Origin of the sequence: Corynebacterium sp. KPL3927, assembly GCF_040225835.1 — a bacterium.
GTDB lineage: Bacteria > Actinomycetota > Actinomycetes > Mycobacteriales > Mycobacteriaceae > Corynebacterium.
Genome location: NZ_JBEHGD010000001.1, coordinates 214,617 through 239,868 on the forward strand (window position 1 = coordinate 214,617; position 25,252 = coordinate 239,868).

The following is a 25,252-nucleotide window of genomic DNA, read 5'->3' on the forward strand; positions in this document are numbered from 1 at the left end:
CCTAAACGACAGGATGTGTTGGTGAAGTTATATGTTTAGCCCGTCTGGCCTGCTGGTATTAGGATTATTTCACTTATCCGGAGACATAACGCAGCCTCGGACCTGAAATACCGCCGGGGGCGTGCTGATGTGCTAAGCGCTGAGGTTCACGATGAATGGATGAGTAAGAATCATCCTCGATGCCCCGTCTGTAGCGAGGTGTGCACCAAAATACGGGACTACAAGCACCTATGCACCAGCGATGGCGATGGAACGCCTGTAAAGCCACTGTCACTCGCGCTAGAGGCCGACCCAGGAAAGTGGGCGAATCAGGGCGCAGACCCACGAGCCAAAGCACACACCCTAGCCAACCAAGAAACACAAGCCACCATCGGCCGTGAATACGGCCGACCAGCAACTTTCGACAGTTGCCTACAACCACTCTATGGGAATACGCAAAGGCCACATGCCCTAAACCACGCAGTCCACCAACACAAAATGTCGTTTACCCCGACACGCCAGAAAACAACACATTTTGTCGTTTAACCCAAACGACGCGGCGCCCCTACAGCACCGCGTCGTCCCTATTCCCTATCACTCACAACGGCGCAAGCCGTTCGCCTACCCCCTAAGTAGACGGTGTGAGCACTAGCAAGAATAACACTCCTCGCATTCCAACCATAGCGATGGCAAATATTGCCAGCTTCATACAAGCTTTTGCCTATTTAAGTATACAATTTCATACTTTAGCGCCTGTTTTTGGGTTCTTCCTGGCAGGCACGATCCATTTCACTGCACTCAGACCTACGAGAGTGATAGCGCCCAAGACAGCCAGGCCAGTCCACAGCACCACTGCCTCACCGTCGTTGCCCGCCACGGTGACTGCGGCCGTTGTCCAGTTGAGCGGCAAAAGGTTAGCTACTACCTGCCACACCTTGTCCACCCCGGCGATGGCCGCGGATTTCCACAGCCACCCCACCAATGCGGTCTGCCCAATGCCAAAGATCGCGGCGAGGATGGATCCCACAGTCATGCCACACAGTTCGAGCAAGCCCCGCACGATAAGTGCAGAGGACAGGGCGCCCAAGAACAGCGCCCCTCCGGCGGCTACCGCAGCGATGGGGGTCAGGCCGATGGACAAGACGAAGAGCAGGATTTCCCCGATGGCCACCGCGGCCAGCGATCCGCCTAGAACCATCAGCCACGGGCGGAAGCCCAGTTTCCATGCCACCCCAGCGGCGGAACCAGCCAGCAGGACGAGCGCGGAAATGAGCATGGCGATGACCGGGCTTAGCTGGCGTGCGTCCTCTTCTGCGGCTACGTGCGCAGGAGGCAGGGCGCGCTGAACCGCGCCCAGGTTCGATTGGTTTTGTTCCGCCATGCCGGTGAGCTTGCCGGCGCCATCGTCAAGCTGGCCCACCCCATCGAGAGCCTCATCCACACGGCTATTGAGCTCCGCTATGGACTGGTTGAGCTGCTGCGCGCCTGCCACGGCCTGATTGATGCCATCGTGATAGGCATAACCGCTGACCGCGAGCTGATTGGAGAGATCGCGCGAGCCATCCTTCAGCTTCTTCAGCTCCCCAGTCAGGGATTCATCGAGGCGGAAGTTTTCCACCTGCTTGCGCAAATCCCCCAGCTGGGAACGAACTTGTTTCGCTTCCTTGGAATCATTTCCTTTCAGGTCGCGCACCGTACCGTCGATGGCTTCTAGGATTTGGCCTTGGACGGCTCCCAGGCCCACGACCTGGTCAACGGCCCCTCCGACGGTATTGGCCAGTTCCGTCGCCCCACCGCCGAGGGTATTGGTCCCTGACTGCAACTGGTTAAGCCCCGACACCAGCTCTTGCGAACCACCGGCGAGCTTTTCGACGCCCTCGCCTAATTCCCCAGCACCCTTATCCAGCTCACTGGTGCCCTTGTTTAACCGATCCGCGCCAGATTTCAGGATGCTAGCCTGCGCTTGGGCGTGGCTGGCGGCCTCGGCGGCTTCCTTAAGCTCTGGCGAGGTCGAATTCGCCTGCGGCGCGCCATAAGGCTGCGCGGCGCTCGACCACGCATGCGCCGGTTCCCACTGCGACCAGGCCGCCACTGCGGTACCAACGATAAGCGGTACGGCGAGCAATACGAGCAGTAAGAGTGTGCGCCACCGCGAGGAACTCGCGGACGCGGTGGGCGCGGTCGAGGCAAGGCGTTTGGTCATGCTAGTAACCTATCGCTGCAGGTCATTCCCTTTCTGCAGGCGCGCCGATCCCCACGCATTACAAAGAGAATCTACTATTAAGACATGTCTAATCCTCTAAAACTCTCTCACTCCCGCGCCTTGGCGTGCGTAGCCGCGTTTCCGCTGTGCATGGCATTGGTCTCCTGCACCGATGATGCCGATAACTCTGGCGATTCCAGTGAGCCCCAGTTTTCTGATGCCGTGGCACAATCCAGCTCTAGCTCTAGCTCCAGCCCTGCAAGCTCCACGGAACAAACGGCGACTGCGACGGACTCACCCACAACCTCCCCGGTAGAAACGGTAGAAACTACTACACAACCACCTGCACCACAGGAGACAACAGTCACTACCACTACCACGCAGGCCAAAGGTGATTGTTCCCCAAGCGCCTTCTCTTCTCTAGAGCCCGATATGGGCAATATTTTGGTGTCGGATTGCGACGGGGAATGGGCTCATTTTGGCAAAGACAGTACAGATTGGACCGCTTGGGCACGATTTAGCGATGGCGCATGGACAACTATTGAACCCATCGGTGAAACAAATAGTGGTTTGACCGTACCGTGCTATGACGTGGACAAATGGATCAATCAGGGCGCGCCGAGCTTTGTTGCAGACAATATGCGCCGCTGCGATTAATCCCGCCTAACGCACAAGCCGCCTTCGACCAATTACTCCACCCAACTCACAGCAGCTCGCTGTGGGGTGAGGACGCAGGGATGGTCGAAGGCGGCCTTGTTTTATGCCTCTAAAAGCAATACAACCGCAGTGGCAGGCTACTTCTTTTCGGCGAAGACCTCGCGCACGCGCTGGCCCAGGTCCGGGTGGACGTTGGTCCAGTACTGGTACACGCGCTCTTCGGTTTCTTCGGACACGCCGGCCATCGCGTTGGTGATATTAGTGACCAAGCGCTCCTTGGCGGCGTCGTCGTAGACGTTTTCGTACAGGTCGCGAGCTTGGACGAAGTCATCGTCTTCCGCGTGGCGCACGTACGGCGCGCGGACCAAGTCCTGGCCGTGGGGGTCCGGATTCACGTAGAGGTCCGCCGCAGTGGTGGTTTCTAGGTCCTCGCGGTTGTTTACGGAGGCATCGTCAAGCACGCCCGTACCCTTCGCATGGCGGTTGGGCGAGTACACCGGATCCTCTGGAGCATTGTAGAAATACTGCATTGGACCCTCGTGCTCGTAGGTATTGACCTTCTCCGCATTGCGCGGCTGGTTGACCGGCAACTGCTTGTAATTCGGCCCGATGCGGTAGCGCTGCTGATCCGCATAGGCAAAGACGCGGGCCTGCAGCATCTTATCCGGGGACAGGCCAACGCCCGGCACGATATTGGAGGGATCCAGCGCAACCTGCTCGATCTGAGCAAAGAAGTTGCGCGGGTTGCGGTTGAGCTCGAAGTAGCCCACATCGTGCAATGGGTAGTCCTTCTTGGACCAGACCTTGGTCAGATCGAAGGGGTTGAAGCGGTAGTCCTCTGCCTCCGCAAGCGGCATGATCTGCACCTTGACGTCCCAGATGGGGTAGTTGCCCTCTTCGATGGCGTTGTAAAGATCCGCACGGTGGCTATCCGGGTTCTTACCGGCTTCCACGGTGGCCTCTTCATCGGTGAAGTTCTCAACACCCTGGCGGGAGATGAAGTGGTACTTCACCCAGAATGCCTCGCCGTCTTCGTTGACCCACTGGAAGGTGTGGGAACCGTAGCCATTTTGGTGGCGGGTGGTCTTCGGGGTGCCGCGGTCACCCATCAGGTAGGTCACCTGGTGGGCGGATTCCGGGTTGCGGGTCCAGAAGTCCCACTGCATATCGGCATCGCGCAGGCCATTGGAACCAAGCCGCTTCTGGGAGTGGATGAAGTCCGGGAACTTCATGCCATCGCGCACGAAGAATACCGGGGTGTTATTGCCCACGATGTCGAAGTTGCCGTCTTCGGTGTAGAAGCGGAGGGCAAAGCCGTGCACGTCGCGCCAGGTATCCGGGGAGCCTTGCTCGCCAGCGACGGTGGAAAAGCGGCCCATCATCGGGGTGACGGTGCCCTTCTGGAAGACCTTGGCCTTGGTGTAGGCGGACACATCTTCGGTGATGTGCAGCTCGCCGTAGGCGCCATGACCCTTGGCGTGCGGGGTACGCTCGGGTACGCGCTCGCGGTTGAAGTGGGCGAGCTTTTCAATGAGGTGAATATCGTTGAGCGCGAGCGGACCCTGGGGTCCGGCGGTCACGGACGTGTTCTCGGAAGGCACGGGCTGGCCGGACGGGCGAGTAGTATTGCCCTTACCTGCGGGACGCTGTCCCTTGTTCAGGATGTCATCAGCGGTGGAATCAGTCATGGTATGTCTTTGCCTCCTGGCAATCAGTCGATAATTTGGGGTCAATTATCAATCACGGACAACCCATAGTTTACTACGTATAACGGTGCTGCGCTACCTTATGCGCGCATATGCTGCTTGCCGATGCCCCAGCCACCGCAACCTTGGCTAAGAAATACAACAGCTACTGGTAAATTCATTCAGGTGACACACCACTCCGCAGCAGACGACGCCCGCGTCACCGAGCTCGCCCTCCGGGCTGGGCGCGGCGACCGAGCAGCACTTACGGAGTTCATCAAGGCTACCCAGGATGATGTCTGGCGGCTGCTCGCCCACCTGGGCGGCCCCGAAATCGCCGACGACCTCACCCAAGAGACCTACCTGCGCGTCATCGGTGCCTTGCCGCGCTTTGCCGCCCGCTCTTCCGCCCGCACCTGGTTGCTCTCGCTGGCCCGGCGCGTCTGGGTGGATAATATCCGCCACGATATGGCCCGGCCCCGCAAGTCCGCCACACAATACGAGGATGCCATGAGCTCCGCCGCGGAAAATTCCGGCTCCTGGAGCGATTGGATCGATGCCCGGACGCTTATCGATGCCCTGCCGGCCGACCGCCGCGAAGCCCTCATCCTCACCCAGGTACTGGGCTATACCTATGAGGAAGCGGCCAAGATTGCCGGGGTGCGCGTTGGCACCATCCGCTCCCGCGTGGCGCGCGCCCGCAAGGACCTCATCGAGGGCGCAAATTAATACCCCCGAATGTTCGAGCGCTTGGACACATACTTTCGCCGCAATACTTATCAACGTGCAGGTACTTAGGGCAGCGCAGCGGGCGCATGCGGCCTGAGGTCGGGGTAGAAAAATACTAAAGTGACACGATTTCAGCTGTGAAGTCACGGGTGAAATGTGATTCTATTAGATACACACACGTGATAAATCGACCGTCGATCCGGGCCCGCGCGTTCCCAAAGCCGGGCCCGGCGAGTGTGAGTAAGAGAGTTTCTCCCCTCATGATTAAACGCGCAATCGGAATCTCCATGGCGTTTATTGGCATCGTTGTGGGCGCAGGCTTTGCTTCGGGCCAAGAAGCCATGCAGTACTTCGTAGCTTTCGGCGAGTGGGGCCTGTGGGGCATCGCCCTCGCCGCCGCCCTCATGATGGTCACCGGCGTGTCCATCCTGCAGCTGGGCTCCTATTTCCAAGCGGTGGAACACACCGCTGTTTATAACAAGATCGCTTCACCAGTCACCGCCAAGATCTTGGACTGGTCCACGCTTATTACGCTGTTTTCCATCGGTTTCGTCATGTTCGCCGGTGGTGGCTCCAATATCAACCAGCAATTCCCCAGCATCCCTGTGTGGGTCGGCGGCACCGTCATGCTGATCCTCGTGCTGCTGGTGGGCCTTATGGACGTGGACCGCGTCACCCGCGTCATCGGTACCATCACCCCGTTCATCATCTTCTTCGTGGTGTTGGCCACCGGTTATACCATCCTTACGGCCGATGTGGACTTCGCGTCCCTAAACACGTGGGCCATCGATAATGTCAATACCTCGCTGCCTAACTGGTGGCTCTCCGCCTTAAACTACACCGGCCTGAACGTCATGACGGCCGTGTCCATGTCCATCGTCATCGGCGGTAACTTCCTGGATAACCGCGCCGTGGGCATCGGCGGCGTCATCGGTGGTTTCCTCTACCTCATCTTGCTGGCCCTGCTCGTCTTCGCCCTCTTCTTCGAGGCCAAGGACGTCAACGGCGAGGACATGCCGGTGCTGAAGCTGATTACCGGTATCCACCCGGTTCTCGGCGTCTTGATGACCTTCGTCATCTACGGCATGGTCTTTAACACGGCCATCGGTATGTTCTACGCGCTGGGCAAGCGCCTGACCCGCAATAACCCACAGCGCTTCTACCCCGTATATGCCGCATCCTGCATCATCGGCTTCATCCTGTCCTTCATCGGCTTCCAGTCCCTAGTCAGCAACGTCTACCCCATCCTGGGTTACCTCGGCCTGCTGATGATTGTCGTGATGGTTTATAACCGCATTAAAAACCGCGGCATGCTTGCCGATGAATCCGATCGCCGCATGCGCGCCCACGATCTCGTCGCCCGCAAGTTGGACCCGCGCGAGCGCTTTACCAAGAAGAATGAGCGCGAGCTGCGCATGCTAGCCGCAGCATCCAATATGGGGACGCAAGAATTCATCGATCACCTCGCCGAGGATATCCACGAGGAGCTCGAAGAGGACGATGAACTCGACTACGACCGTTCGGAGCCTGCGCCTTCCGTCACCTACGTCCAGCACACGAAGCCGGAAGTACCTTCCGTCGATAGTGACTTGGACTTTGGCAAGAAAGACGAAGGCTAAGGACTAAGCCTTAGCGAAGCAAAACGCAATTCGGCTCCTCCTTCCTGCAGTGGGAAGCGAGGAGCCGATTTTTCATATTGCAAAGCGCCGGGCAAGGCTTCACAGCTCTGCCCGGCGCGGTGGTGCCTTGCGGCTATACCAAGAGTTCTGCGATCTGGATGGTATTGAGCGCAGCGCCCTTGCGCAGGTTATCACCGGAGACAACAAGCACGAGTCCCTTATCGTCATCTACCGTCTGATCCTGGCGGATGCGCCCGACCAAGGAATCGTCCTTGCCGGCGGCGGCGAGAGGGGTGGGGACATCGGCAAGCGTCACGCCTGGGGCATCGCTCAGGAGCTCGGTGGCCTGCTCCGGGGTGATGGGCTTGGCGAACTCCGCGTGGATCGTCAGGGTGTGGCCGGTAAAGACAGGGATGCGCACGCAGGTGCCGGCGACCTTGAGGTCCGGCAGGCCGAGAATCTTGCGGGATTCATTGCGCAGCTTCTGCTCTTCGTTGGTCTCATTGCTGCCGTCATCGACGAGGTTGCCGGCAAAGGGCAGGGCGTTGTAGGCGATGGGCGCAACGAAGGGACCCAGGTCCTCATCATCGAGGGCAGAACCATCGTGGACCAGATCCACGTTGTGATCGCCCACGCTGTAGACCTGCGCGGCGAGTGTCTGCACGCCCGCCAGGCCGGAGCCGGATACTGCCTGGTAGGACGATACGTGCAGCTTGTTGAGGCCGGCGGCATCGTGCAGGACCTTCAGCACCGGCATGGCGGCCATGGTGGTGCAGTTCGGATTGGCGATAATGCCCTTCGGCGGGTTCTTCGCCTCCTCGGGGTTTACCTCAGTTACCACCAGAGGGACCTCCGGGTCCTTGCGGTAGGCCGAAGAATTATCCACCACGGTAGCGCCCGCGGCGGCAAAGACCGGGGCCCACTTCTCAGAGGTGGAACCGCCCGCGGAAAATACCGCGATATCGACATCGGCCACGGATTCTTCGGTGACCTCGGCCAAGTCCTCCACTTCGATCTGCTCGCCGCGGAATTCCAACTCGGTGCCGGCGGAACGGGCGGAGGCGAAAAAGCGCACCTTATCCGCCGGAAAATTGCGTTCTTCCAAAATTGAGCGCATCACGCGGCCGACCTGGCCGGTGGCGCCGACGACTGCAACGGTAGTCATTGTCTTCCTTTAATTGCTCTGAACTGCTCTGTAGTGCTCTGGTTTAGCGTCCGGTTCCAGCATAGACGGTGGCTTCTTCCTCGCCGCCGAGCTGGAATTTATCGTGCAGGGCGCGCGCCGCCTTCTCCAGGTCTGCCTCGCGCGTCAGCATGGAGATGCGGATTTCGGAGGTGGAGATAAGCTCCATGTTCACTCCCACATCGCGCAGGGCCTCGGTAAAGTCCGCCGTCACGCCTGGGTGAGACTTCATGCCGGCGCCGACGAGGGAGACCTTGCCCACCTGGTCATCGTAAAGCACATTGGACCAACCGTCCTCAGACTGCAGCTTGCTCAATAGCTCCATCGCGCGGGGACCATCGGCACGCGGGCAGGTGAAGGTGATGTCGGTGGTGCCATCCTCCAAGGAGGAGACGTTTTGCAGCACCATATCGATATTGATCTCCGCATCGGCGATGACGCGGAAAAGCTTCGCGGCCTCGCCCGGGCGATCTGGGATGCCCAGCACGGTTACCTTCGCCTCGGATTTATCAGTTGCTACACCAGTAAGTACTGCTTCTTCCACGGGGATATCCTCCATCGAGCCGGTCACCAACGTGCCGGGGTCATTTGAATAAGACGAGCGAACTCGCAACGGAACATTGAAAGCGCGGGCGTATTCCACGCTGCGCAGGACCAGAATCTTGGATCCTACGGCGGCCATTTCCAGCATCTCTTCAAAAGAGAGCTTTTCTAGCTTTTGCGCATCCGGAACAATGCGCGGATCGGCGGTATAGACGCCATCGACATCGGAGTAGATTTCGCACACATCCGCTTTAAGCGCCGCGGCCAAGGCCACCGCGGTGGTATCGGACCCGCCGCGGCCCAGGGTGGTCACATCGCGCGAGTCCTTATTCACACCCTGGAATCCGGCGACGATGCAGATCTGTCCCTCCTCTAGGGCCTCGGTCAGGCGGCCGGGGGTGACGTCAACGATGCGCGCATTGCCGTGGCGCTCGGTCGTCAGCACGCCCGCCTGGGAGCCGGTAAAGGACTGGGCCTTCGCGCCGAGGGACTCCACCGCCATGGCCACGAGCGCATTGGAGATGCGCTCGCCCGCTGTAAGGAGCATATCCATTTCGCGCTGCGGGGGAACGGGATTGACTTGCGCTGCAAGGTCAAGAAGCTCATCGGTGGTATCCCCCATAGCGGAGCACACCACGACGACATCATTGCCCTGCTTTTTAGTGGCCACAATCCGCTCCGCTACCGCGCGGATGCGATCTGCGGATTCGAGGGAGGAGCCGCCGTATTTTTGAACGATCAGGGCCACGGTGTGGTTGCCACCTTTCGTTTTAAAAGGCACCCCTGCGCGCAGACGCGCCACAGAAATACCTGTCGGACACTAGTCAAATTCCTATGCTACCCCGCAAGGCGCTACACCTCATCATAATTCCGAAACAATACTTTTATTTTATTCACACCCACCCCCGTGCGCGCGCTGGGTGGCGGGGCGGGGGCGGCATCGATAAGCAAAATGCATCTCCGTCACTTTTTTACTAGCGTTGAGCGGGTGTTAAGCAACCTCCTCGCCGTATTCTTCGCGCTCGCCTCCGCGCTTACGGTTGCTTGGGGCACGGTCGTTCGCCACCGCATCGCCCTTGAAGCAGACGATTCAGTCATGCGCTCCGCTATGACCAACCCACTGTGGTGGGTCGGCACTGGCGCGGCCATCCTCGCCTATGGCCTCCAGGTCGTTGCCCTGGGGTTTGGTACCTTGCTGGTGGTCCAGCCCATTTTGGTCCTCTCGCTCATGTTTACCCTGCCGCTTTCGGCCTGGTACGCCAAGCGCCCCATGCCCGTGCACGAGACGTTCTGGTCCATTGCGCTGACGGTGGCGGTCGGCGTGATGGTGGTCTACGGCCGCCCCGTTGCCGGCAATCCCCGGCCCGAGTGGAGCCAGTGGTGGCCCGCGCTGCTATTGGGCCTGGCCACCCTGGTCGCGTTGGGCGTGGCCGGCCATAAATTCCGCGAGCAGCGTCCGCTCGCCCTGGGCACGGCGTGCGGCGTCATCTACGGCTTCGTTGCCCTGCTTTCTAAGGCCGTGGTCGATATCTTCACCCACGAGGGCTTGAGCGTCCTGGTGGGCAGCTGGCAGTTCTACGGCCTCATCGGCCTCGCCCTGACCGGCACCGTAGTGCAGCAATACTCCTTTAACGCCGGCCCGCTGGCACAGTCGCTGCCGGCCATGACCATCTTTGAGCCCATCGTCGCCTTCGGCCTAGGCTATATGGTCTTGGGCGAAAAATTCCTCATCGATTCCACCGCCGGCTGGCTCGTCATGGTGGCAGCGCTCGGCGTCATGATTGCCGCGACCATCATTTTGTCCCGCAACCCGGTCAGCCAGCGCAGCTAGATGGCCCACTCGAATACGGCCAGCATATAGGCAGAAAACCAGGCCCCGAAGAGCACCCAGGCACCCACGCTTGCCGATGCCCCCTTCTTGCCCACCCACGGCACCAAGACCACCGCTGCGGGCAGTAAGAGGCGGGGGCGGGAGTGCATGATGCCATCGGAAAGCAGCACATTAGCCATCAGCACCGCGGCAAAGAGCCAGGCTGGCAGCGGCAGGCGCCCCCAGGCCAGCAGCAGGCAGATGGGGGCGGCGATGATCACCGCGGCGCTGAGCAAATACCCGCCGTTCGTGGCGCTAGACAGCGTCTCCGCCACCCAGGACACCGTCGCCCGGCCGCCGTCGAAACCGGAATTCCAGTGCTTTTCCTGCAGGCCAAAGTAGCCGCCGGCGCCGGATAAATGGCGATTCGCCCACCAGATATAGCCGGCTAAGGGTAGCGCCGATACCGCCACGCTCAGCCAGGCCCACCAGGTGCGCCGCGCCTTGAAGAGCACCATGAGCGCGAAGACCACGATGAGATCCACCGCGGTGAGGCGGACGAAGGAGGCAAGGAAAATGAGCACCCCAGCCGCGATCCAGCGCTTATCATGCAACATCACCACGGCCCAGATCGCGAGCGCGCCGAAGAGCGCCTCCGTATAGGGCATGACAAAAACGATGCTCATAGGCGCGCTGGTGACCACCGTCGCGCCGAGCACCTGGCCGCGCGTGCCCAGCCCCATCTGCCTAGCCAGCGCCATAACGCCCGCCGCCAAGGCGATGGTGAAAAAGAGGTTGAGGACCATCGCCGTGCCCGCAATATCCGTGCCCAGCAGGTTACTGACCGCCCGCACCGCCAGTGGGAAGCCGGGAAAGAACGCGAGGGCGGTTTCCCCGCCATAGCCCGCGCGGGCGATGTCGACATAGTAGTGGGCGTCCCATTTATTCAGCAGCCCCCAGAGGGAATCGCCCTGCGCCGCGGCCAGCGCCGCGAGCACGCTGAGGCGAATCGCCGTTCCCGCAACCGCCACCAGTGCAGCATAAAACCAGCAGCGCAGCGCGGGCGCGGCTGCGGGGCGGCGGGTGGTAGGAACAGTAGGCACATCAGCATGGTACGCCACGCGCCCGGGTGTCCCGCTGAATGAAATATGTTGCCACACCGTGAGATCCTCTGTAGTGTGACCGGTATGACATTGCGGAACGACCTACTCCTTATCTGCCGCGGCGGGATTTCGGCCTAAACCTACGGCCAGCGCCCCGTCGCGGAGTCTGGCAATCCTTAGCCCAGCTGGCCGTCGCACTTCCCGACACCAAACATATTAAGGACACCGCACCCCATGTCTCCCAACGATTCCTTCATTAGCGCACCCCGCGAAATCACCACCCCTGCAGGCCCTCCCCGCGAGGGACAGCCCGCTTGGAATAAACAGCGCGGCTCCTCCATGCCCTTCGACCGCTACCAGCCCTTCGCAGTAGAGGTCGAGGACATCGACCTGCCGGACCGCACCTGGCCGGGCAAGAAGATCACCCACGCCCCGCAGTGGTGCGCCGTAGACCTGCGCGATGGCAACCAGGCGCTGATCGACCCCATGAGCCCCGAGCGCAAGCACCGCATGTTCGACCTGCTGGTGCAGATGGGCTACAAGGAAATCGAGGTGGGCTTCCCTTCCGCCTCCCAGACGGACTTCAACTTCGTCCGCGAAATCATCGAGGGTGATAAGATTCCAGAAGACGTCACCATCCAGGTCCTCGTCCAGGCCCGCGAGCACCTGATCCGCCGCACCTTCGAGGCCTGCGCCGGCGCAAAAAACGTCATCGTGCACTTTTATAACTCCACCTCGAAGCTGCAGCGCCGCGTGGTCTTCCGCAAGGACAAACCGGCCATCAAGAAGCTGGCTACCGATGCCGCCGAGCTCATCAAATCCATTGCCGCCGACTACCCCGATACCAACTGGCGCTGGGAATACTCCCCCGAGTCCTTCACCGGCACCGAGCTGGATTTCGCCCGCGAGGTCTGCGATGACGTGGTCGCCATCATGGATCCCAGCCCCGAGAACCCGATGATCATCAACCTGCCGTCCACGGTGGAGATGATTTCGCCGAATGTCTATGCCGATTCCATCGAGTCGATGGACCGCAACCTGGCCCGGCGCGATTCCATCTTGATTTCGCTGCACCCCCACAATGACCGCGGCGAGGGCGTTGCCGCAGCCGAGCTGGGCTATATGGCCGGCGCCGACCGCATCGAGGGCTGCCTGTTTGGCAACGGCGAGCGCACCGGCAACGTGGACCTAGTGACCTTGGGTCTGAACATGCTCACCCAGGGCGTTGACCCCCAGATCGACTTCACCGATCTGCCCAAGATCCGCGAAACCGTGGAGTACTGCAACCAGCTGCGCGTTCCGGAGCGCCACCCCTACGGCGGCGAACTGGTCTTTACCGCGTTCTCCGGCTCGCACCAGGACGCCATCAATAAGGGCCTGGATGCGCTGGCCGCAACGGTGCGCCCGGAGGCCAATTCCACCGACGTCAGCTGGGAAGAGCTGCGCGATGCCATCTGGGAGGTGCCCTACCTGCCCATCGACCCGAAGGACGTGGGCCGCGATTACCAGGCCGTTATCCGCGTCAATTCCCAGTCCGGCAAGGGCGGCGTTGCCTACATCATGAAGACCGACCACGGCATCAACATGCCCCGCGCCATGCAGGCAGAATTCTCCACCGTCGTGCAGGAAATCACCGATACCGAAGGCGGCGAGGTCAATTCCAAGAATATGTGGGACATCTTCGCCACCGAATTCTTGGATCGCACCACCCCGTTGCACTTGGAATCGTTTGAGATCGACAATATTTCCGCCGATGCTACCGATGCCACCGTCACCGCCACCGTGACCTACAACGGCAAGGAATCCGAGGTCACCGGCACCGGTAACGGCCCCATCGCCGCCTACGCTAATGCGCTGGAGTCCTTGGACATCGACTTCGAAGTCATCGATTACTCCCAGCAATCGCGCTCGGCCGGCGATGATGCCGAGGCCGCCTGCTACATTGCCGCTGACGTCAACCAGAACAAGGTTTGGGGCGCGGGCATCGCTGGTTCCACGACCCGCGCCTCCATCAACGCGATCACCTCCGCAGTAAACCGCGCGTTGGCCTAACGCGGACGCAGCCGGGCATGGTAGAAGATCGACTATGCCTTCTTCTACCTACCTCATCCCCCACCGCGGCCTCGGCGCGGTGCAGGCCTTGCCCATTCACGGCGCATCGGTGAAGGGCACGGAGGAATTTACCGTCACCCTGGCTCCCAGCCAGGAGGGCGGTTTAAGCGTGGAAGCACAGGGCCAGATCGGCACCATCAGCGCCGCGGACCGCGCGGAATACCCTGAGATCGACCTGCTTTTCCGCGCCGGTCTCACCCCGGCCGCCACGGCCCAGCCGCATGCCGATGGCCACGTCACCCTCCTGCTTCCCCGCCCCGGGCTCTGCCTGCCGGCGAATAATCCGCCCGGCGGGCCCTATACGATGCTGGGCTACGCCCCGCCCATCGATATCACCGATCTCCCCGCGGATCTCGATATCCCCGCCCAAGCCCGGATGCACGTGCTGGTCAACCTGGTGCCTTCTACCGACGCCGTCGATGTCTTCTTCGGCCCCACATTCCTCACCACCCTATCCCCGGGTCCCTCGCTGCCCCCGCTTGCCGATGCCCCCATCCTCGCCCACGCCTACCACGCCCCGCGCGGCAACGACCGTGTGCTGAGCATCTACGCCGGCGACCCGCTACCCGCTTCCAACGAGGATTCCGTGGCAGTTGCCACCCCCACCACGCAGGCGGCGACCGAGACTTTCGAAACCAGCAGCTTTCGCGCAGTAACGGCTGCCCCGGAACCTACGCGCCACACTGGGTGGTGGGTCACGGCCATAGCCGTGGTCGCCGTCGTCGCCCTGCTGACCGTATTCATCGTCGCGGTTTAGTTTCCACTAAACCGGATTAGGCAACGAAAAAGCCCGGCGCGCCCTGTCCCGCCACAGGAATTCCGGGATACTAGACTAAGGCTGATGAATAACACACCTGGCCCCTCCCCACGGTCGCCGCAGGCTCCCTCGCCGGCGATTATGGCGTCCCAGCATGCGGCTAGGACCCACGCCCAGGCGTCCCCTCACTCCGCAGCCGACTCCGCCAATCCTGACGCCGACCCCGCGCAGCCGGGCCCGCGCCGGTCTCGGCCGCGCCGCGCCGTCCGCCCCTCCGGCGGGCCGGCGAAGCCGAAAACCCCGGCCGATACAGCCGCTTCGGCCGCTCCAAGCCCCACAGCATCCGAGGCCTCCGCATCCACCGCGGACAGCGCCGCGCAAAAGCAGCCGGAAAAAGCCGAGACCGTCACCAAGCACCCCTACGTGGCCCTCACCCTGCAGACCACGGGCATCCACCCCTCGACCGGCCGCATCGTCACCATCGATGCGGTGGCCTTTGATAATGCCGGCGATATTGGCCAGCGCTTCCACGCCGTGCTCAAGCCGGATATCGACGCCGGCCCGCACCACCTCCACGGGCTGACCGTCGCGGATATCGAGCAGGCACCAGCCTTTAGCAGAGTCCTCAAGTCGCTGGATAAGCTTATCGATGGCCGCACCCTCGTCGTCCACGATATCCCCTATACCTGGGGCTTTATCGTCGCCGAGGCCCGCCGCGCGATGATGACCGCCGCCCGCCAAAACCGCGCGCGCAACCGCGGGCGCAATAAGGGCAAGCGGCGCCGCCAGAAGGTGGGCCACATGCCCGCGCCCGTGCGCATCATCGATACCTTGGCCACCTCGTATGCGCAGGGGGTGCGGTCGAATGATGTGCGGCTGAGGGGCGTCGCTAAGCAGAATGGCCTGGATGCCGATCCAAAGGCAACAGTGGAACGCGCCCGCCGCCCGGAGCAGGAGACCTCGCGGGAGGAGACGGAGCTGCTCATCCAGCTCTACCAGCACCAGCAGCGCGGCCCGGTGCGCAGCTATGCCCCAGACGATGTCCGCGCCGACCGCTTTGGCCTGCAGCGCTCGCACGTGCGCGTCGATGCCGCCGAGGCCCCCGTGCAGCACCACAACCCCGGCAAATACGAGCCCGGCAAGGAGCTGCGCCGCGGCATGGAAATCGTCGTGGCCCCCGAAATCCTGGAGGACCCGGATACGATTATCTCCGCCCTCATGCGCGAGGAGCTGAACTATTCGGAAAAGCTCACCCGCGAGGCATCGCTTGTCGTGTGCAATGTCACCACGGATCTCGTGGGCAAGGCGATGCACGCCCAGCGCAAGGGTATCCCGCTGATGTCTGATGCCGCGTTTCTCGATGCCCTCACCCGCATCGAAGACCCCACTACCGCCCAGCCGCCGGCGCGGCGCCAGCCCCCGCAAAAGAGCGGCGGAAATAACCAGAGCAAGGGCCAGAAACGACGGCGCAGGCGCGGCGGGCGCGGCCGGGGGCGGCGAAATTCTGGCGGCTCGGCGCCCAAGAACAACGCCTAGGCCGCTTCCCCGGCTACCCTAGAGGGCATGAGTTTTTCAGTCCCGGGTGCCTTGAAGAAGTTGCGCACCACCGCCGCGACATCCGCCGCGAAGCTGGCCACCACCGCTTCCCGCGCCACCGGCCGGGGCGCCGGCGGAATGATCGGCGGCCTTATCGCCAATGCCATTGACCCCTCCATCATGAGCGACTTGGGCGGCGGGCGCCCGGCCGTGCTGGTCACCGGCACCAACGGCAAGTCCACCACCACCCGCATGCTCGCCGCCGCGGTCCGCGCCGAGCACCACGTCGCCACCAACGACGGCGGCGATAACATGGACGCCGGCATCATCTCCGCGCTCATGGCGGGCAAGGACGCCTCGCACCTCGTCCTCGAGGTCGACGAGCTGCACGTGCCGCACGTCGCCGATAACCTCAACCCGCAGGCGCTCGTCCTGCTCAACCTCACCCGCGATCAGCTCGACCGCGTCGGCGAGATCAACAAGATCGAGCGCGCCCTCCGCGGCGCCGTGGAGGCCCACCCGGACATGCTGGTCATCGCCAATTGCGATGACGTGCTCATGACGTCGGTTGCCTATGACGCCAAGAACGTCATTTGGGTCTCCGCCGGCGCGGGCTGGCTCGGCGATTCCGTCACCTGCCCGCGCACCGGCGGCCACGTCGTGCGCACCGAGGATGACTGGTACGCAGTAAAGCCGCTTGCCGATGGCCGCGAGTTCCGCCGCCCGCAGCCGACGTGGGGCATCGACAAGCATGGCGTCATTACCCCCACCGCAAAGCGCCCGCTGAACCTGGCGCTGCCGGGCCGCGCCAATCGCGGTAACGCCGCGCAAGCCATCGCTGCGGCCGTCGAGGGCTTCGGCGTGGACTTGGATCGCGCTATTGCCGCGGCCGAAAGCATCGATGACGTCGCCGGCCGGTATTCCACCATCCACTGGAAGGGCCGCGAGATTCGCCTGCTGCTGGCCAAGAACCCCGCCGGCTGGCAAGAGGCCCTGTCCATGGTGGACCGCAGCGCCGATGGGCTGGTCATCGCCACGAACGGGCAGGTTGCCGATGGCATCGACATGTCCTGGCTCTGGGACGTGAAATTCGAGGGCTTTAACGGGCTCAGCGTCAAGGCCGCCGGCGAGCGCGGCACCGACCTTGCCGTCCGCCTCGTGTACGCGGATATCACTCACGAGCTCATCCCAGATCCCATGGATGCGCTCGCCGCCTGCCCCGAGGGCCGCATCGAGGTCCTTGCCAATTACACCGCCTTCCGCGATCTGAAAAAGGCCCTGTCCAAGGAGGCTAATAATGCTTAATATCGGCCTAGTGCTTCCCGATGTCCTCGGTACCTACGGCGATGACGGCAACGCCCTCGTGCTGCGCCAACGCGCCCGCATGCGCGGCCTCGACGCCGAAATTCACCCCATCCGGCTTGGCGAACCCGTGCCTGAGACGCTGGATATTTATACCATCGGCGGCGGCGAAGACACCGCGCAGATTCTTGCCGCGAAGCACCTCATTGCCGATGGCGGGCTGACCCGCGCCGCCACGTCCGGCCGCCCCATCTTGGCCATTTGCGCCGGCCTGCAGGTCTTGGGCGAGTCCTTCCGCGCCTCTGGCCGGGTTATCGATGGCGTCGGGCTTATCGATGCCACCACCGCCGGCATGCAAGACCGCGCCATCGGCGAGGTGTCTTCCACCCCTACCGGCGCCGGCGTGACCGCAGACCTCACCGAGCCGCTCACCGGCTTCGAAAACCACCTGGGCGCGACCATCCTCGGCCCGTCCGCCCAACCGCTGGGAACCCTCACCTGCGGCAATGGCAACGCCGACCAAGCCGCCACCGAAGACCTCGCCGATGGCTCCACCCAACGCACCTACGAAGGCGCCGTGCAGGGCAGCGTCATCGCCACCTATATGCACGGCCCCGCCCTGGCCCGCAACCCGCAGCTCGCGGATCTGCTCCTCGCCCAAGCCATGGGTGTCCCGCTCGCCGATCTCGATCCGCTGGATATCCCCGCCGTCGACCGCCTGCGCACCGAGCGCTTCAACGCCGCCGAGCCGCCGCGCTCCCAGCGCTAAACCTGTGGATAACTTCGCCAATTCTCGGCCCTCACGACCCAAAAGGGCCGATTTGAGCCGAGTTATCCACAGGCCGGGCGCGGCCGCCTTGTAGCTCCCAGGCCCCAACCCTAGGCTGCGGGGCATGACGTTATTGGAGCAGCTGGGGGACATCGCCAAGCGTGGCGTAGACCTGATTGAAGAGGCCTACGCCGCCGCTGACCTGCCCCTGCCTGCGGACCAAGCGCGCGAGCTGCGCCGCACCGCCGAGGCTTTCCTCGCGCCCACCAGCCACTCGCGCTATCAACGCCGCGCCCTAGCCGCCGCGCGCCGCAACCAGCACAGCCTGGACACGCTCGCGCTCATCGCCCGCCGCTCCCAGCGCGTGAAAAATCCCACCGAGCGCTGGCGCTTCCGCGAAACCCTTTGCGCTACCGCCGGGACCACCGCCGAAGTGTCCCGCGTCGCCACGCGCCTGCTACGCGAAATCGCCCCGCCGCCCGAGCGCGAAGACGGCGGGCGCCGCATCCTGCACGGCGAGAAAACCACGCTGAGCTTTACGGGCCCCGCGGCCGAAATGGCCGATATCTGGGCTACCGCGAAGGATAATCCCCTCGCCTGGCTCACCGGTTCCCGCGCCGTCGCGCCGGCCAGCGTGACCACCAATGTCATCATCGAGCTGCCGGATTACCTGAAGATCCTGCGCGGCGAGGGCTCAGAAGTCCGCCTCGCCATGACCAACGGCGCCACCATCACCGGTGCCGATCTCCTCCGCCGCACGCTCGCCGGAGCCGGACTTTTCACCCTCATCTACCCCGAGGAAGGCCCCGTCAACCTCTACCGTGCCCGCCACGCCTCCGCCAAGCAGCGCCGCATGCTCGAGGCCGAAGGCGCGCGCTGCGCCTGGCCCGCTTGCAGACGCCCCGCCACTGAATGCCAAGCCCACCACATCTTCGAATACGCCCGTGGTGGCCACACCCACCCGGCGAATATGTGCCTTTTGTGCCCGTACCACAATTCCATCAACGGCCTTCCGGGGCGCGGGCGAATGGCGCGCATCAACGGGCGCATCGCCTGGCTGCCGCCGCATCCGCGCCACACGGACCGCCCCGCCCCGCCGGGCTCCGCTGCACCGTCACGTTCGGCGCCACCGCCAGACTCGGCGTCGCCACCGGAGCCGAATGCGCCTCCCCCAGTCTTTACTGGCCGCGCGCCACGCGGGCCGACCGCCGCCGTGCCCTAAACCCCAAGAAACCGAGCGGTGCCGCGGTCGGTGCTGCGGGCCCCTAAATGGTCAAGCGCCCCGAAAGCGCACGAGACAAGGTGAGCTCGTCCACGAACTCCAAATCGCCTCCGAGCGGCATGCCGGAGGCCAATCTGGTGATCTTCAAATCGGGAAAGTCCCGCAATAACCGCACCAGGTAAGCCGCGGTGGCCTCGCCCTCCGTATTCGGGTCGGTGGCGAGGATGACCTCACGGATGGTAGGGGTGTCGTCGTAAAGCGGGGCCTCTGGCGTGGAATCCGCCAACTCCCTATCCGGCAGCACCCCGCCCAGCCGCTGGAGGAGCGTGGAAATATTCAAATCCTTCGGCCCAACATTGGCCAGCGGATCCAGCGCACCGCCAAGCACGTGGTAGCGCCCCTCGTACTCACCCGTGCGCTCGATGACCTGGATGTCCTTCGGCTCCTCCACAACGCAAATAGTCGAGGCGTCGCGCTGCGAATTGATGCAAATCCGGCACACATCCTCGCGCGAAATATTGCAACAAATACGGCAGAAAGTAACGCCGTCGCGCACGCCGCCTAAGGCATTTTGCAGGCGCTCGATATCCTCCGGTTCCATGTGCAACACATGAAACGCGATACGCTGCGCCGACTTCGGGCCGATGCCCGGCAGGCGCGAAAACTCATCAATGAGGTCCTGCAGAGGTCCTTCAAACACCACAACTCCCAAAATTACGTCAAGGCCGCGGCCCCATCACCGGGGCAACGGCCTTTTAAGAATATCGCGCGGTTAGAAGCCGCCGAACATGTCATCCATCGACGGTCCACCCTGGCCGCCCATGCCCTGCGACAGGGGACCAATCTTTTCCTGTGCCAACTTGCCCGCTGCGGCGTGGGCATCCTTAAACGCGCCCATCACCAGGTCCTGCAGCGTGTCGATGTCCTCCGGGTCAACCACGGACTTATCAATCTGCAGGTCTACCAGCTCGGCGCCACCGGTCATGGTCACCTTAACCAGGCCATTGCCCGCGCTGCCCTCAACATTGGTCGCCAGGATTTCTTCCTGCGCCTTCTGCAGCTCGGCCTGCACCTGCGCCGCCTGCGCGATGAGGTCGTTCATGTCGTTGGGTTGTGGGGTGGAATCTTGTTCAGCCATAGCTTTCGTCCTTTCTAAATAAATCCACTGTAGCTTTGCTACCGCCCGAGTCTACCGTGCCACAGTCCTATACACGGCGTGCGCCTAGTTCCTTTTCCACGAGTTCTATCGCTATCTCAGTGGCGCTGCGGTGGTCCATTTCGCCTGCGGACTGCGCGGCTTCGACCATGTCGCGTTCTTCGTCATCGCGCGTATAGGCCGGCGGTTCTTCCGGCGGCGGCTCGTCCGCGGGGCTCTCTGGCTCGGGCGGCAGCGGTACCCCGTTGCTAAATTGCGGCGTGCGCGCGAATTCATCATCGCGCTGCTTCGCCACCTCGGTTGCCTTGGCAATGCGCGAGCGCCACCCGGGCTTACTCTCTGCCTCCTTGTCGTCGCTCGGCTCGCGTTCGGGTGCGTTGGGGTTCCATTCGGGTTTGCTGTGCGGCGCCCGCGGCGCATCGAACCCGGCGGTCTTCGGGTCCGTGCCTACCACGCAGTTGACCTGAATATCGCGCTGGAATTCCTCCCGCAGCACGTCCACAATGACGGAATTATTCGCCGGCGCATTGATGCGTTCTGCCAGCGCACCGGTGGTATGCCCCAGCGTCAGCGTATTATCGCGGAACCCGAGCACGCGGGCTTCGGCAAGCATGATTTCGGCAACCTTATTTCGCTTGCCGACGCTGCCCCTCAGCTCCACCCATTTCCGCTTCACTGCCTCCACGAAATCACCGTCATCGCCGCTTGCCGATGCCCCCTTCGACTGGTCCTGCCTCTCCGGCTGCGCTGGCGCCGCCGGCACCGGTTTCTCCAGCGGTTCCGCCTGGTCGTTTCCGCGGGCTGGCGCATTCTGCGGAACCTGGCGCTCCTGGCCCCATGGATCCGCGCTACCGTCAGTTTCTACGTTGCCGCCTGCCGCGGTAGCCGAAGCGTCCTCCGCAGGCACATCGCTAGACTGCGAATCCGTGGACTGCTGCTCTTCCGGTTCTGTATGCGTCGATTGCGTATGCTCCGCGCTCGGTTGCGCAGACCGCGATGCAGATCCTTCCGCATTCTCAGGTCCTGCCGGCTGCGCCGTTGCTGCGGGCCGCTCGGGTGTTTGTTCAGGTTGAGACGGCGATGACAGTGCTGACGGTGATGCCGATTCCGGGGCCGGCTCCGGCGCCCCGGTGCTCGCGGCCGCTTGATTCCGTTGTTGTCCAGGCGCTTCTGAAGCAGTGGAGCCTGTGGCGGTCTGGTTTTGCTGAGCCTGGGACTTTGCACGGCGCCGCGCGATGATGGCGGCCGCTGCCGACTGCGGATCCTGGGCGCCCGAAAAGGCTGGCCCGTTTCCTGCAGAGGGTGCTGACTGGCCCGGCTGTCCTGCCTGCGGTGACTGTGCAGACTGTGCGCCTTGGCCAGCATGGTTGGACTGTTCCGTCTGCGCGGATTGCGGGGCGCCGCTGGGTTGGGCTGGCTGGGCTGCGGATGCCGCACTCGGTGCCGCGCCGGACGAGGTACCAATAAGCAAGTGGGCGCACATGATTTCGAGCAGTAGGCGCGGCGAGGTGGCCCCGGTCAGATCGCTGATGCGGTCATTGACGGTGGAGGCAAGATAAGTTAGCTGCGGGCCGGAAAAACGCTGCGCTTGGGAGGTGAGCACCTCGGCGCGGTCGGTGGGCGCGGAAACTAGGCCGGCATCGATAGCGCCCGGCACGGCCTGCAGGATCATCAGGTCGCGCAATCGGTCGAGCAAATCCACCGCAAACCGGCGCGGGTCGTGGCCGGCCTCGATGACGTTGTCTATCTGCGCAAAAAGACCGGCCTTGTCGTTCTCGGCGAGGGTGGCGATGGTGTCATCGAGAAGCGTGACGTCCGTAACGCCCAGCAGCGGGCGCGCGAGGTCATAGGTCAGACCATTGGGACCCGCGCCGGCCAAAAGCTGGTCCAGCAGCGACAGGGTATCGCGCGGGGAACCGCCGCCGGCCTCGATGACCATGGGATAGACGGCGTCTTCGACCTGCACGCCCTCGGCGGCCACGGTCTTTTGCAGCAGCCCCTTCATCGCGGGCGGGGTAAGCAAGCGGAAGGGATAGTGGTGCGTACGGGAGCGAATGGTGCCGATGATTTTTTCCGGCTCCGTCGTCGCAAAGATAAAAATCACGTGCTCGGGCGGCTCTTCGACCACCTTGAGCAACGCGTTGGCACCGGACGGGGAAATCATGTGCGCCTCGTCGATGATGAAGATGCGGTAGCGCGATTCCGCCGGCGCATAGTAGGCGCGATCGCGCAGCTCGCGCATGTCCTCCACGCCATTGTGCGAGGCGGCGTCGAGCTCCGTCACGTCCAGGTTGCCCGGGCCGCCGGGCGCGAGCGACACACACGAATCACACTTACCGCACGGCGTCGAGGTGGGCCCGTGCTCGCAGTTGAGCGAGCGGGCCATAATCCGCGCCGAAGACGTCTTACCGCAGCCGCGCGGGCCGGAAAAGAGGTAGGCGTGGTTGATGCGCCCCGCGTCGAGGGCGGCAGATAGCGGCGTGGTGACCTGCTCTTGCCCCACGACCTCGGCAAACGTTGCTGGACGGTATTTCCGGTATAAAGCCACGGTTAGCCAGTTTACCGGCTAACCCTCGCGCGACCAGTCCAGCAGGTCAATGCCCTGCTCGGCCACGGCCTCCTGCAGCTTGCCGACGCCCTCTTCCACCCCAAACGCATATTCCGCATCCGTCAGCATGACCAGCTGCAGCACGAGCGTCAGGCGGTTCTCCTCGCGGTATTGCGGCGTCTGCCCGCCCCAGAGGTACGGGGCGATGAGCAGCCCGTGGTGCACGGTCTGCTCGCCGGGGAGATCCAAAAGCGACGGCAGCAAGACGCCGGGTTGCGCGGGCAAAAGGCCGCCCGCCTTCTCCAGCTTCGCGGCCGCGGCCCCCACGGTGGCGGCGACTTCGGGCTGGCCCACGCGCGCCACAGTGACGAGTTCGCAGCGCACATCCAGGCCTTCGGCATCGCTGCGCAGGCCGGTATCGACGTCGTTGAAGGTGGTGGTGAGGGCGAGGGATTGGGCATCGGCAAGTGTGGCTAAACCCAGCCTGCGCCCGTCGACGTACCGGAACTCCAGGGGAGCCGGGATGACCTCGCTGAGCCACACGGCGGATTCGTCGGCGTTGATTTTAGCCCTCCGCCTTTTCGATGGCCGCCAGAAGCACGCAGGTGGCAACGCCGTCGATGGCTTCCTCGATTTCCTCCTGCGGCGGTAGCGACACCGCAAGGCGGATATTGCGGTCATTCTCATCGCGGCCGTGCGGGTAGGCCGCGCCCGCCTTGGTGAGCACGATGCCGGCGTCCTTGGCCAGCTCCCACACGCGGGTGGCGGTGCCGTCGACGACGTCCATGGAAATGAAGTAGCCACCCTTAGGGTCGGTCCATTCCGCGACGCCGTACTCGCCTAGACGCTCATCCAGGATGCGGCGCGCGGCGGCGAACTTCGGCGCCAGCAGCTCGGCGTGGCGGCGCATCAGCTCGCGCACGCCGTCCGCGGAGCCGAAGAACTCGGCGTGGGCGAACTGGTTGATCTTATTCGGTCCAATGCCGCGGATGCCCGCGTTCGCCAGGTACCAGTCGAGGTTGTCTGCCGAGGATCCGAAAAAGCTCACGCCAGAGCCCGCGAAGGTGACCTTGGAGCTCGAGGACATGGCCCAGAAGCGGTTGGGGTGCCCGCCCTGCTTGGCGATGTCCAGAATCGGCAAGATTTCCGGGAACTCGTCTGTCAGCGTGTGTACTGCATAGGCGTTATCCCACACAATGCGGAAATCCGGCGCCGCGGTATCCATGTCCGCCAGGCGGCGGGTCTTGTCCTCCGAAATGATCGCGCCGGTGGGGTTGGAGAACATGGGGATGAGCCACATGCCCTTGACCTGCGGGTCTTGGGCGAGCTTCGCGATGGCCTCGACATCTGGGCCATCGTCTTCCATCGGCACCGTCACCAACTCGAAGCCGAAGAGTTCCGTGATGGCGAAGTGGCGGTCATAGCCGGGAACCGGGCAGATCCACTTGACGGTTTCTTCCTCGCTCCACGGGTGCGGCGAATCATTGGTGCCGAAGGTATAGGCCCAAGAAATGAGGTCGAACATGATGTTGAGCGAGGAGCTATCGCCTGCCAGCAGGAGCTCTGGGTCAATATTGATTAACTCGCCCCACAGCTCGCGCAGCTTCTTAACGCCCTTCAGGTTGCCGTAGTTGCGCAGGTCAGCACCTTCAGCATCGGTATAGTTTCCCTCACCCGGCAGCGATAACAGCGCATTGGAGAGATCGAGCTGCGCCTTCGAAGGCTTGCCACGGGTCAAATCCAGCTTGAGGCCCTTTGCCTTCAGTCCCGCATATTCTTCGCGGACTTTCGCGGCAAGTTCTGCCAAGGCGGACGATTCCAGAGTGAGAAGCGACATTAGTATGTCTTACCTTCCATAGTGTGGTGCGACGTTTAGCCACCAATACTAACGCACCCTGCACAAAAAAGGGACCCCGCGCACCCGTCAGAGCCTCCTGACCCTTGCTGCATTCCTGCCCTGGGGGAGTTCAGAGGATGGACGCCACGCGGAATCCTGCCCTTACTTTAACGCCCACGGCCCGCATAAGCCAAATACACCGCCGCCCGACATCGCTTGGGGCGAGGCGGAAGGCTGTGGGGGCATCGGCAAGCGGCAGCAGTTCGGTGAGCGCCGGGTCCTGCCCTACCGAAACCCAATAATTGCCCAAAAATCGACACTGACCAGGCGATTGGCATTCTAATTGCCACGGCTGCTAATGTTTCTTCTCGGAGGATTCGACTAGCGGCCTATGTCACACGCCTGGAACGCGTGCGGGGTTCACGCCCCTCGTGGGTTCAAATCCCACATCCTCCGCCACTGGAAATCCCGGCTCGAAAGGGTCGGGATTTCCGCATATCTA

General features: G+C 62.8%; 21 protein-coding genes, 1 tRNA gene, 1 other RNA gene and 2 pseudogenes. 13 read left to right on the forward strand and 12 right to left on the reverse strand.

The genetic code is table 11. The annotated features are described in order from the left end of the window. Positions 1-159 precede the first annotated feature (159 nt). Positions 160-281 (forward strand): annotated as a pseudogene (locus tag ABRP86_RS11580) (transposase-like zinc-binding domain-containing protein); the annotation flags it as partial. Between the two features lie 37 nt (positions 282-318). Then, positions 319-454, forward strand: a pseudogene (locus ABRP86_RS11585) (IS1249 family transposase); the annotation flags it as partial. A gap of 264 nt (positions 455-718) precedes the next feature. Here ABRP86_RS11585 and ABRP86_RS01095 read toward each other — a convergent pair. Both ABRP86_RS01095 and ABRP86_RS01100 read right to left on the reverse strand, forming a co-directional pair. Next, entirely contained in the window at positions 719-2,182 is a 1,464-nt protein-coding gene (locus ABRP86_RS01095; RefSeq protein ID WP_239268950.1) for a YhgE/Pip domain-containing protein, read from the reverse strand. Between the two features lie 107 nt (positions 2,183-2,289). Continuing rightward, complete coding sequence (locus ABRP86_RS01100; RefSeq protein WP_349862125.1) at positions 2,290-2,550, reverse strand: hypothetical protein; 261 nt, start codon at positions 2,548-2,550, stop codon at positions 2,290-2,292. Between the two features lie 64 nt (positions 2,551-2,614). Between ABRP86_RS01100 and ABRP86_RS01105 the strand changes: the two genes are divergently transcribed. Beyond that, on the forward strand, positions 2,615-2,839 hold the full coding sequence (locus ABRP86_RS01105) for a hypothetical protein (protein WP_349862126.1): 225 nt from the start codon (positions 2,615-2,617) through the stop codon (positions 2,837-2,839). Between the two features lie 137 nt (positions 2,840-2,976). On the opposite strand, the gene ABRP86_RS01110 is transcribed toward ABRP86_RS01105, so the two are convergent. Next, entirely contained in the window at positions 2,977-4,527 is a 1,551-nt protein-coding gene (locus ABRP86_RS01110) for a catalase (protein ID WP_349862127.1), read from the reverse strand. Between the two features lie 183 nt (positions 4,528-4,710). On the opposite strand from ABRP86_RS01110, the gene ABRP86_RS01115 reads away from it, so the two are divergent. Beyond that, a complete protein-coding gene (locus tag ABRP86_RS01115) occupies positions 4,711-5,253 on the forward strand; it encodes an RNA polymerase sigma factor (protein WP_349862128.1) in 543 nt (180 codons plus the stop codon). 260 nt (positions 5,254-5,513) lie between these two features. Then, positions 5,514-6,872, forward strand: coding sequence for a YkvI family membrane protein (locus ABRP86_RS01120; RefSeq protein WP_349862129.1), 1,359 nt, complete (start codon positions 5,514-5,516; stop codon positions 6,870-6,872). A 133-nt stretch (positions 6,873-7,005) separates the two neighbouring features. Here ABRP86_RS01120 and ABRP86_RS01125 read toward each other — a convergent pair whose 3' ends face one another. Further along, a complete protein-coding gene (locus ABRP86_RS01125) occupies positions 7,006-8,037 on the reverse strand; it encodes an aspartate-semialdehyde dehydrogenase (protein ID WP_349862130.1) in 1,032 nt (343 codons plus the stop codon). Positions 8,038-8,080: 43 nt separating this feature from the next. Continuing rightward, complete coding sequence (locus ABRP86_RS01130) at positions 8,081-9,346, reverse strand: aspartate kinase (protein ID WP_349862131.1); 1,266 nt, start codon at positions 9,344-9,346, stop codon at positions 8,081-8,083. Positions 9,347-9,586: 240 nt separating this feature from the next. On the opposite strand from ABRP86_RS01130, the gene ABRP86_RS01135 reads away from it, so the two are divergent. Next, positions 9,587-10,429, forward strand: a complete 843-nt coding sequence (locus ABRP86_RS01135) for a DMT family transporter (protein WP_284770731.1) — start codon at positions 9,587-9,589, stop codon at positions 10,427-10,429. On the opposite strand, the gene ABRP86_RS01140 is transcribed toward ABRP86_RS01135, so the two are convergent. Beyond that, a complete protein-coding gene (locus ABRP86_RS01140; protein WP_349862132.1) occupies positions 10,426-11,511 on the reverse strand; it encodes a mannosyltransferase family protein in 1,086 nt (361 codons plus the stop codon). The two genes, ABRP86_RS01135 and ABRP86_RS01140, sit on opposite strands and share 4 nt — an antisense overlap. A gap of 234 nt (positions 11,512-11,745) precedes the next feature. Here ABRP86_RS01140 and leuA point away from each other — a divergent pair, with 234 nt between their 5' ends. The 6 genes from leuA to ABRP86_RS01170 all read left to right on the forward strand — a co-directional run bounded on the left by leuA (position 11,746) and on the right by ABRP86_RS01170 (position 19,209). Beyond that, positions 11,746-13,563 carry a 2-isopropylmalate synthase gene (leuA, locus tag ABRP86_RS01145; protein ID WP_349862133.1) on the forward strand — a complete coding sequence of 606 codons (1,818 nt, stop codon included), beginning with the start codon at positions 11,746-11,748 and terminating at the stop codon, positions 13,561-13,563. A 34-nt stretch (positions 13,564-13,597) separates the two neighbouring features. Next, on the forward strand, positions 13,598-14,380 hold the full coding sequence (locus ABRP86_RS01150) for a hypothetical protein (RefSeq protein ID WP_023025012.1): 783 nt from the start codon (positions 13,598-13,600) through the stop codon (positions 14,378-14,380). A gap of 423 nt (positions 14,381-14,803) precedes the next feature. After that, the gene (locus ABRP86_RS01155; protein ID WP_502880293.1) at positions 14,804-15,916 is read left to right on the forward strand and encodes an exonuclease domain-containing protein; all 1,113 of its coding nucleotides are present in this window, start codon (positions 14,804-14,806) and stop codon (positions 15,914-15,916) included. A 27-nt stretch (positions 15,917-15,943) separates the two neighbouring features. Then, entirely contained in the window at positions 15,944-17,221 is a 1,278-nt protein-coding gene (locus ABRP86_RS01160; RefSeq protein WP_278724187.1) for a Mur ligase family protein, read from the forward strand. Then, the gene (locus ABRP86_RS01165) at positions 17,214-17,987 is read left to right on the forward strand and encodes a type 1 glutamine amidotransferase (RefSeq protein WP_349862135.1); all 774 of its coding nucleotides are present in this window, start codon (positions 17,214-17,216) and stop codon (positions 17,985-17,987) included. The genes ABRP86_RS01160 and ABRP86_RS01165 overlap by 8 nt, the downstream gene beginning before the upstream one ends. A 124-nt stretch (positions 17,988-18,111) precedes the next feature. Then, complete coding sequence (locus ABRP86_RS01170; RefSeq protein ID WP_349862136.1) at positions 18,112-19,209, forward strand: HNH endonuclease signature motif containing protein; 1,098 nt, start codon at positions 18,112-18,114, stop codon at positions 19,207-19,209. Positions 19,210-19,252: 43 nt separating this feature from the next. On the opposite strand, the gene ABRP86_RS01175 is transcribed toward ABRP86_RS01170, so the two are convergent. The 6 genes from ABRP86_RS01175 to ffs form a co-directional block, all read right to left on the reverse strand. Beyond that, entirely contained in the window at positions 19,253-19,909 is a 657-nt protein-coding gene (locus ABRP86_RS01175) for a recombination mediator RecR (RefSeq protein ID WP_023029977.1), read from the reverse strand. Between the two features lie 72 nt (positions 19,910-19,981). Further along, complete coding sequence (locus tag ABRP86_RS01180; protein WP_023024999.1) at positions 19,982-20,347, reverse strand: YbaB/EbfC family nucleoid-associated protein; 366 nt, start codon at positions 20,345-20,347, stop codon at positions 19,982-19,984. Between the two features lie 67 nt (positions 20,348-20,414). After that, a complete protein-coding gene (locus tag ABRP86_RS01185) occupies positions 20,415-22,913 on the reverse strand; it encodes a DNA polymerase III subunit gamma and tau (RefSeq protein ID WP_349862137.1) in 2,499 nt (832 codons plus the stop codon). A gap of 18 nt (positions 22,914-22,931) precedes the next feature. Further along, on the reverse strand, positions 22,932-23,525 hold the full coding sequence (locus tag ABRP86_RS01190; protein ID WP_349862138.1) for a hypothetical protein: 594 nt from the start codon (positions 23,523-23,525) through the stop codon (positions 22,932-22,934). Beyond that, complete coding sequence (locus tag ABRP86_RS01195; RefSeq protein WP_349862139.1) at positions 23,479-24,750, reverse strand: aspartate aminotransferase type Ic; 1,272 nt, start codon at positions 24,748-24,750, stop codon at positions 23,479-23,481. The genes ABRP86_RS01190 and ABRP86_RS01195 overlap by 47 nt, the downstream gene beginning before the upstream one ends. A gap of 64 nt (positions 24,751-24,814) precedes the next feature. Next, an RNA gene (gene ffs, locus ABRP86_RS01200) (signal recognition particle sRNA small type) lies at positions 24,815-24,911 on the reverse strand. A 209-nt stretch (positions 24,912-25,120) separates the two neighbouring features. Here ffs and ABRP86_RS01205 point away from each other — a divergent pair. Next, a tRNA-Ser gene (locus ABRP86_RS01205) sits at positions 25,121-25,209 on the forward strand. Positions 25,210-25,252: the final 43 nt, after the last annotated feature.

Bases quoted from the DNA above. Each gene is read 5' to 3' on its own strand.
- ABRP86_RS01095 (WP_239268950.1), bottom strand. From the start codon at position 2,182: ATGACCAAACGCCTTGCCTCGACCGCGCCCACCGCGTCCGCGAGTTCC.
- ABRP86_RS01105 (WP_349862126.1), top strand. From the start codon at position 2,615: ATGGGCAATATTTTGGTGTCGGATTGCGACGGGGAATGGGCTCATTTT.
- ABRP86_RS01110 (WP_349862127.1), bottom strand. From the start codon at position 4,527: ATGACTGATTCCACCGCTGATGACATCCTGAACAAGGGACAGCGTCCC.
- ABRP86_RS01120 (WP_349862129.1), top strand. From the start codon at position 5,514: ATGATTAAACGCGCAATCGGAATCTCCATGGCGTTTATTGGCATCGTT.
- ABRP86_RS01125 (WP_349862130.1), bottom strand. From the start codon at position 8,037: ATGACTACCGTTGCAGTCGTCGGCGCCACCGGCCAGGTCGGCCGCGTG.
- leuA (WP_349862133.1), top strand. From the start codon at position 11,746: ATGTCTCCCAACGATTCCTTCATTAGCGCACCCCGCGAAATCACCACC.
- ABRP86_RS01150 (WP_023025012.1), top strand. From the start codon at position 13,598: ATGCCTTCTTCTACCTACCTCATCCCCCACCGCGGCCTCGGCGCGGTG.
- ABRP86_RS01160 (WP_278724187.1), top strand. From the start codon at position 15,944: ATGAGTTTTTCAGTCCCGGGTGCCTTGAAGAAGTTGCGCACCACCGCC.
- ABRP86_RS01165 (WP_349862135.1), top strand. From the start codon at position 17,214: ATGCTTAATATCGGCCTAGTGCTTCCCGATGTCCTCGGTACCTACGGC.
- ABRP86_RS01170 (WP_349862136.1), top strand. From the start codon at position 18,112: ATGACGTTATTGGAGCAGCTGGGGGACATCGCCAAGCGTGGCGTAGAC.
- ABRP86_RS01180 (WP_023024999.1), bottom strand. From the start codon at position 20,347: ATGGCTGAACAAGATTCCACCCCACAACCCAACGACATGAACGACCTC.
- ABRP86_RS01195 (WP_349862139.1), bottom strand. From the start codon at position 24,750: ATGTCGCTTCTCACTCTGGAATCGTCCGCCTTGGCAGAACTTGCCGCG.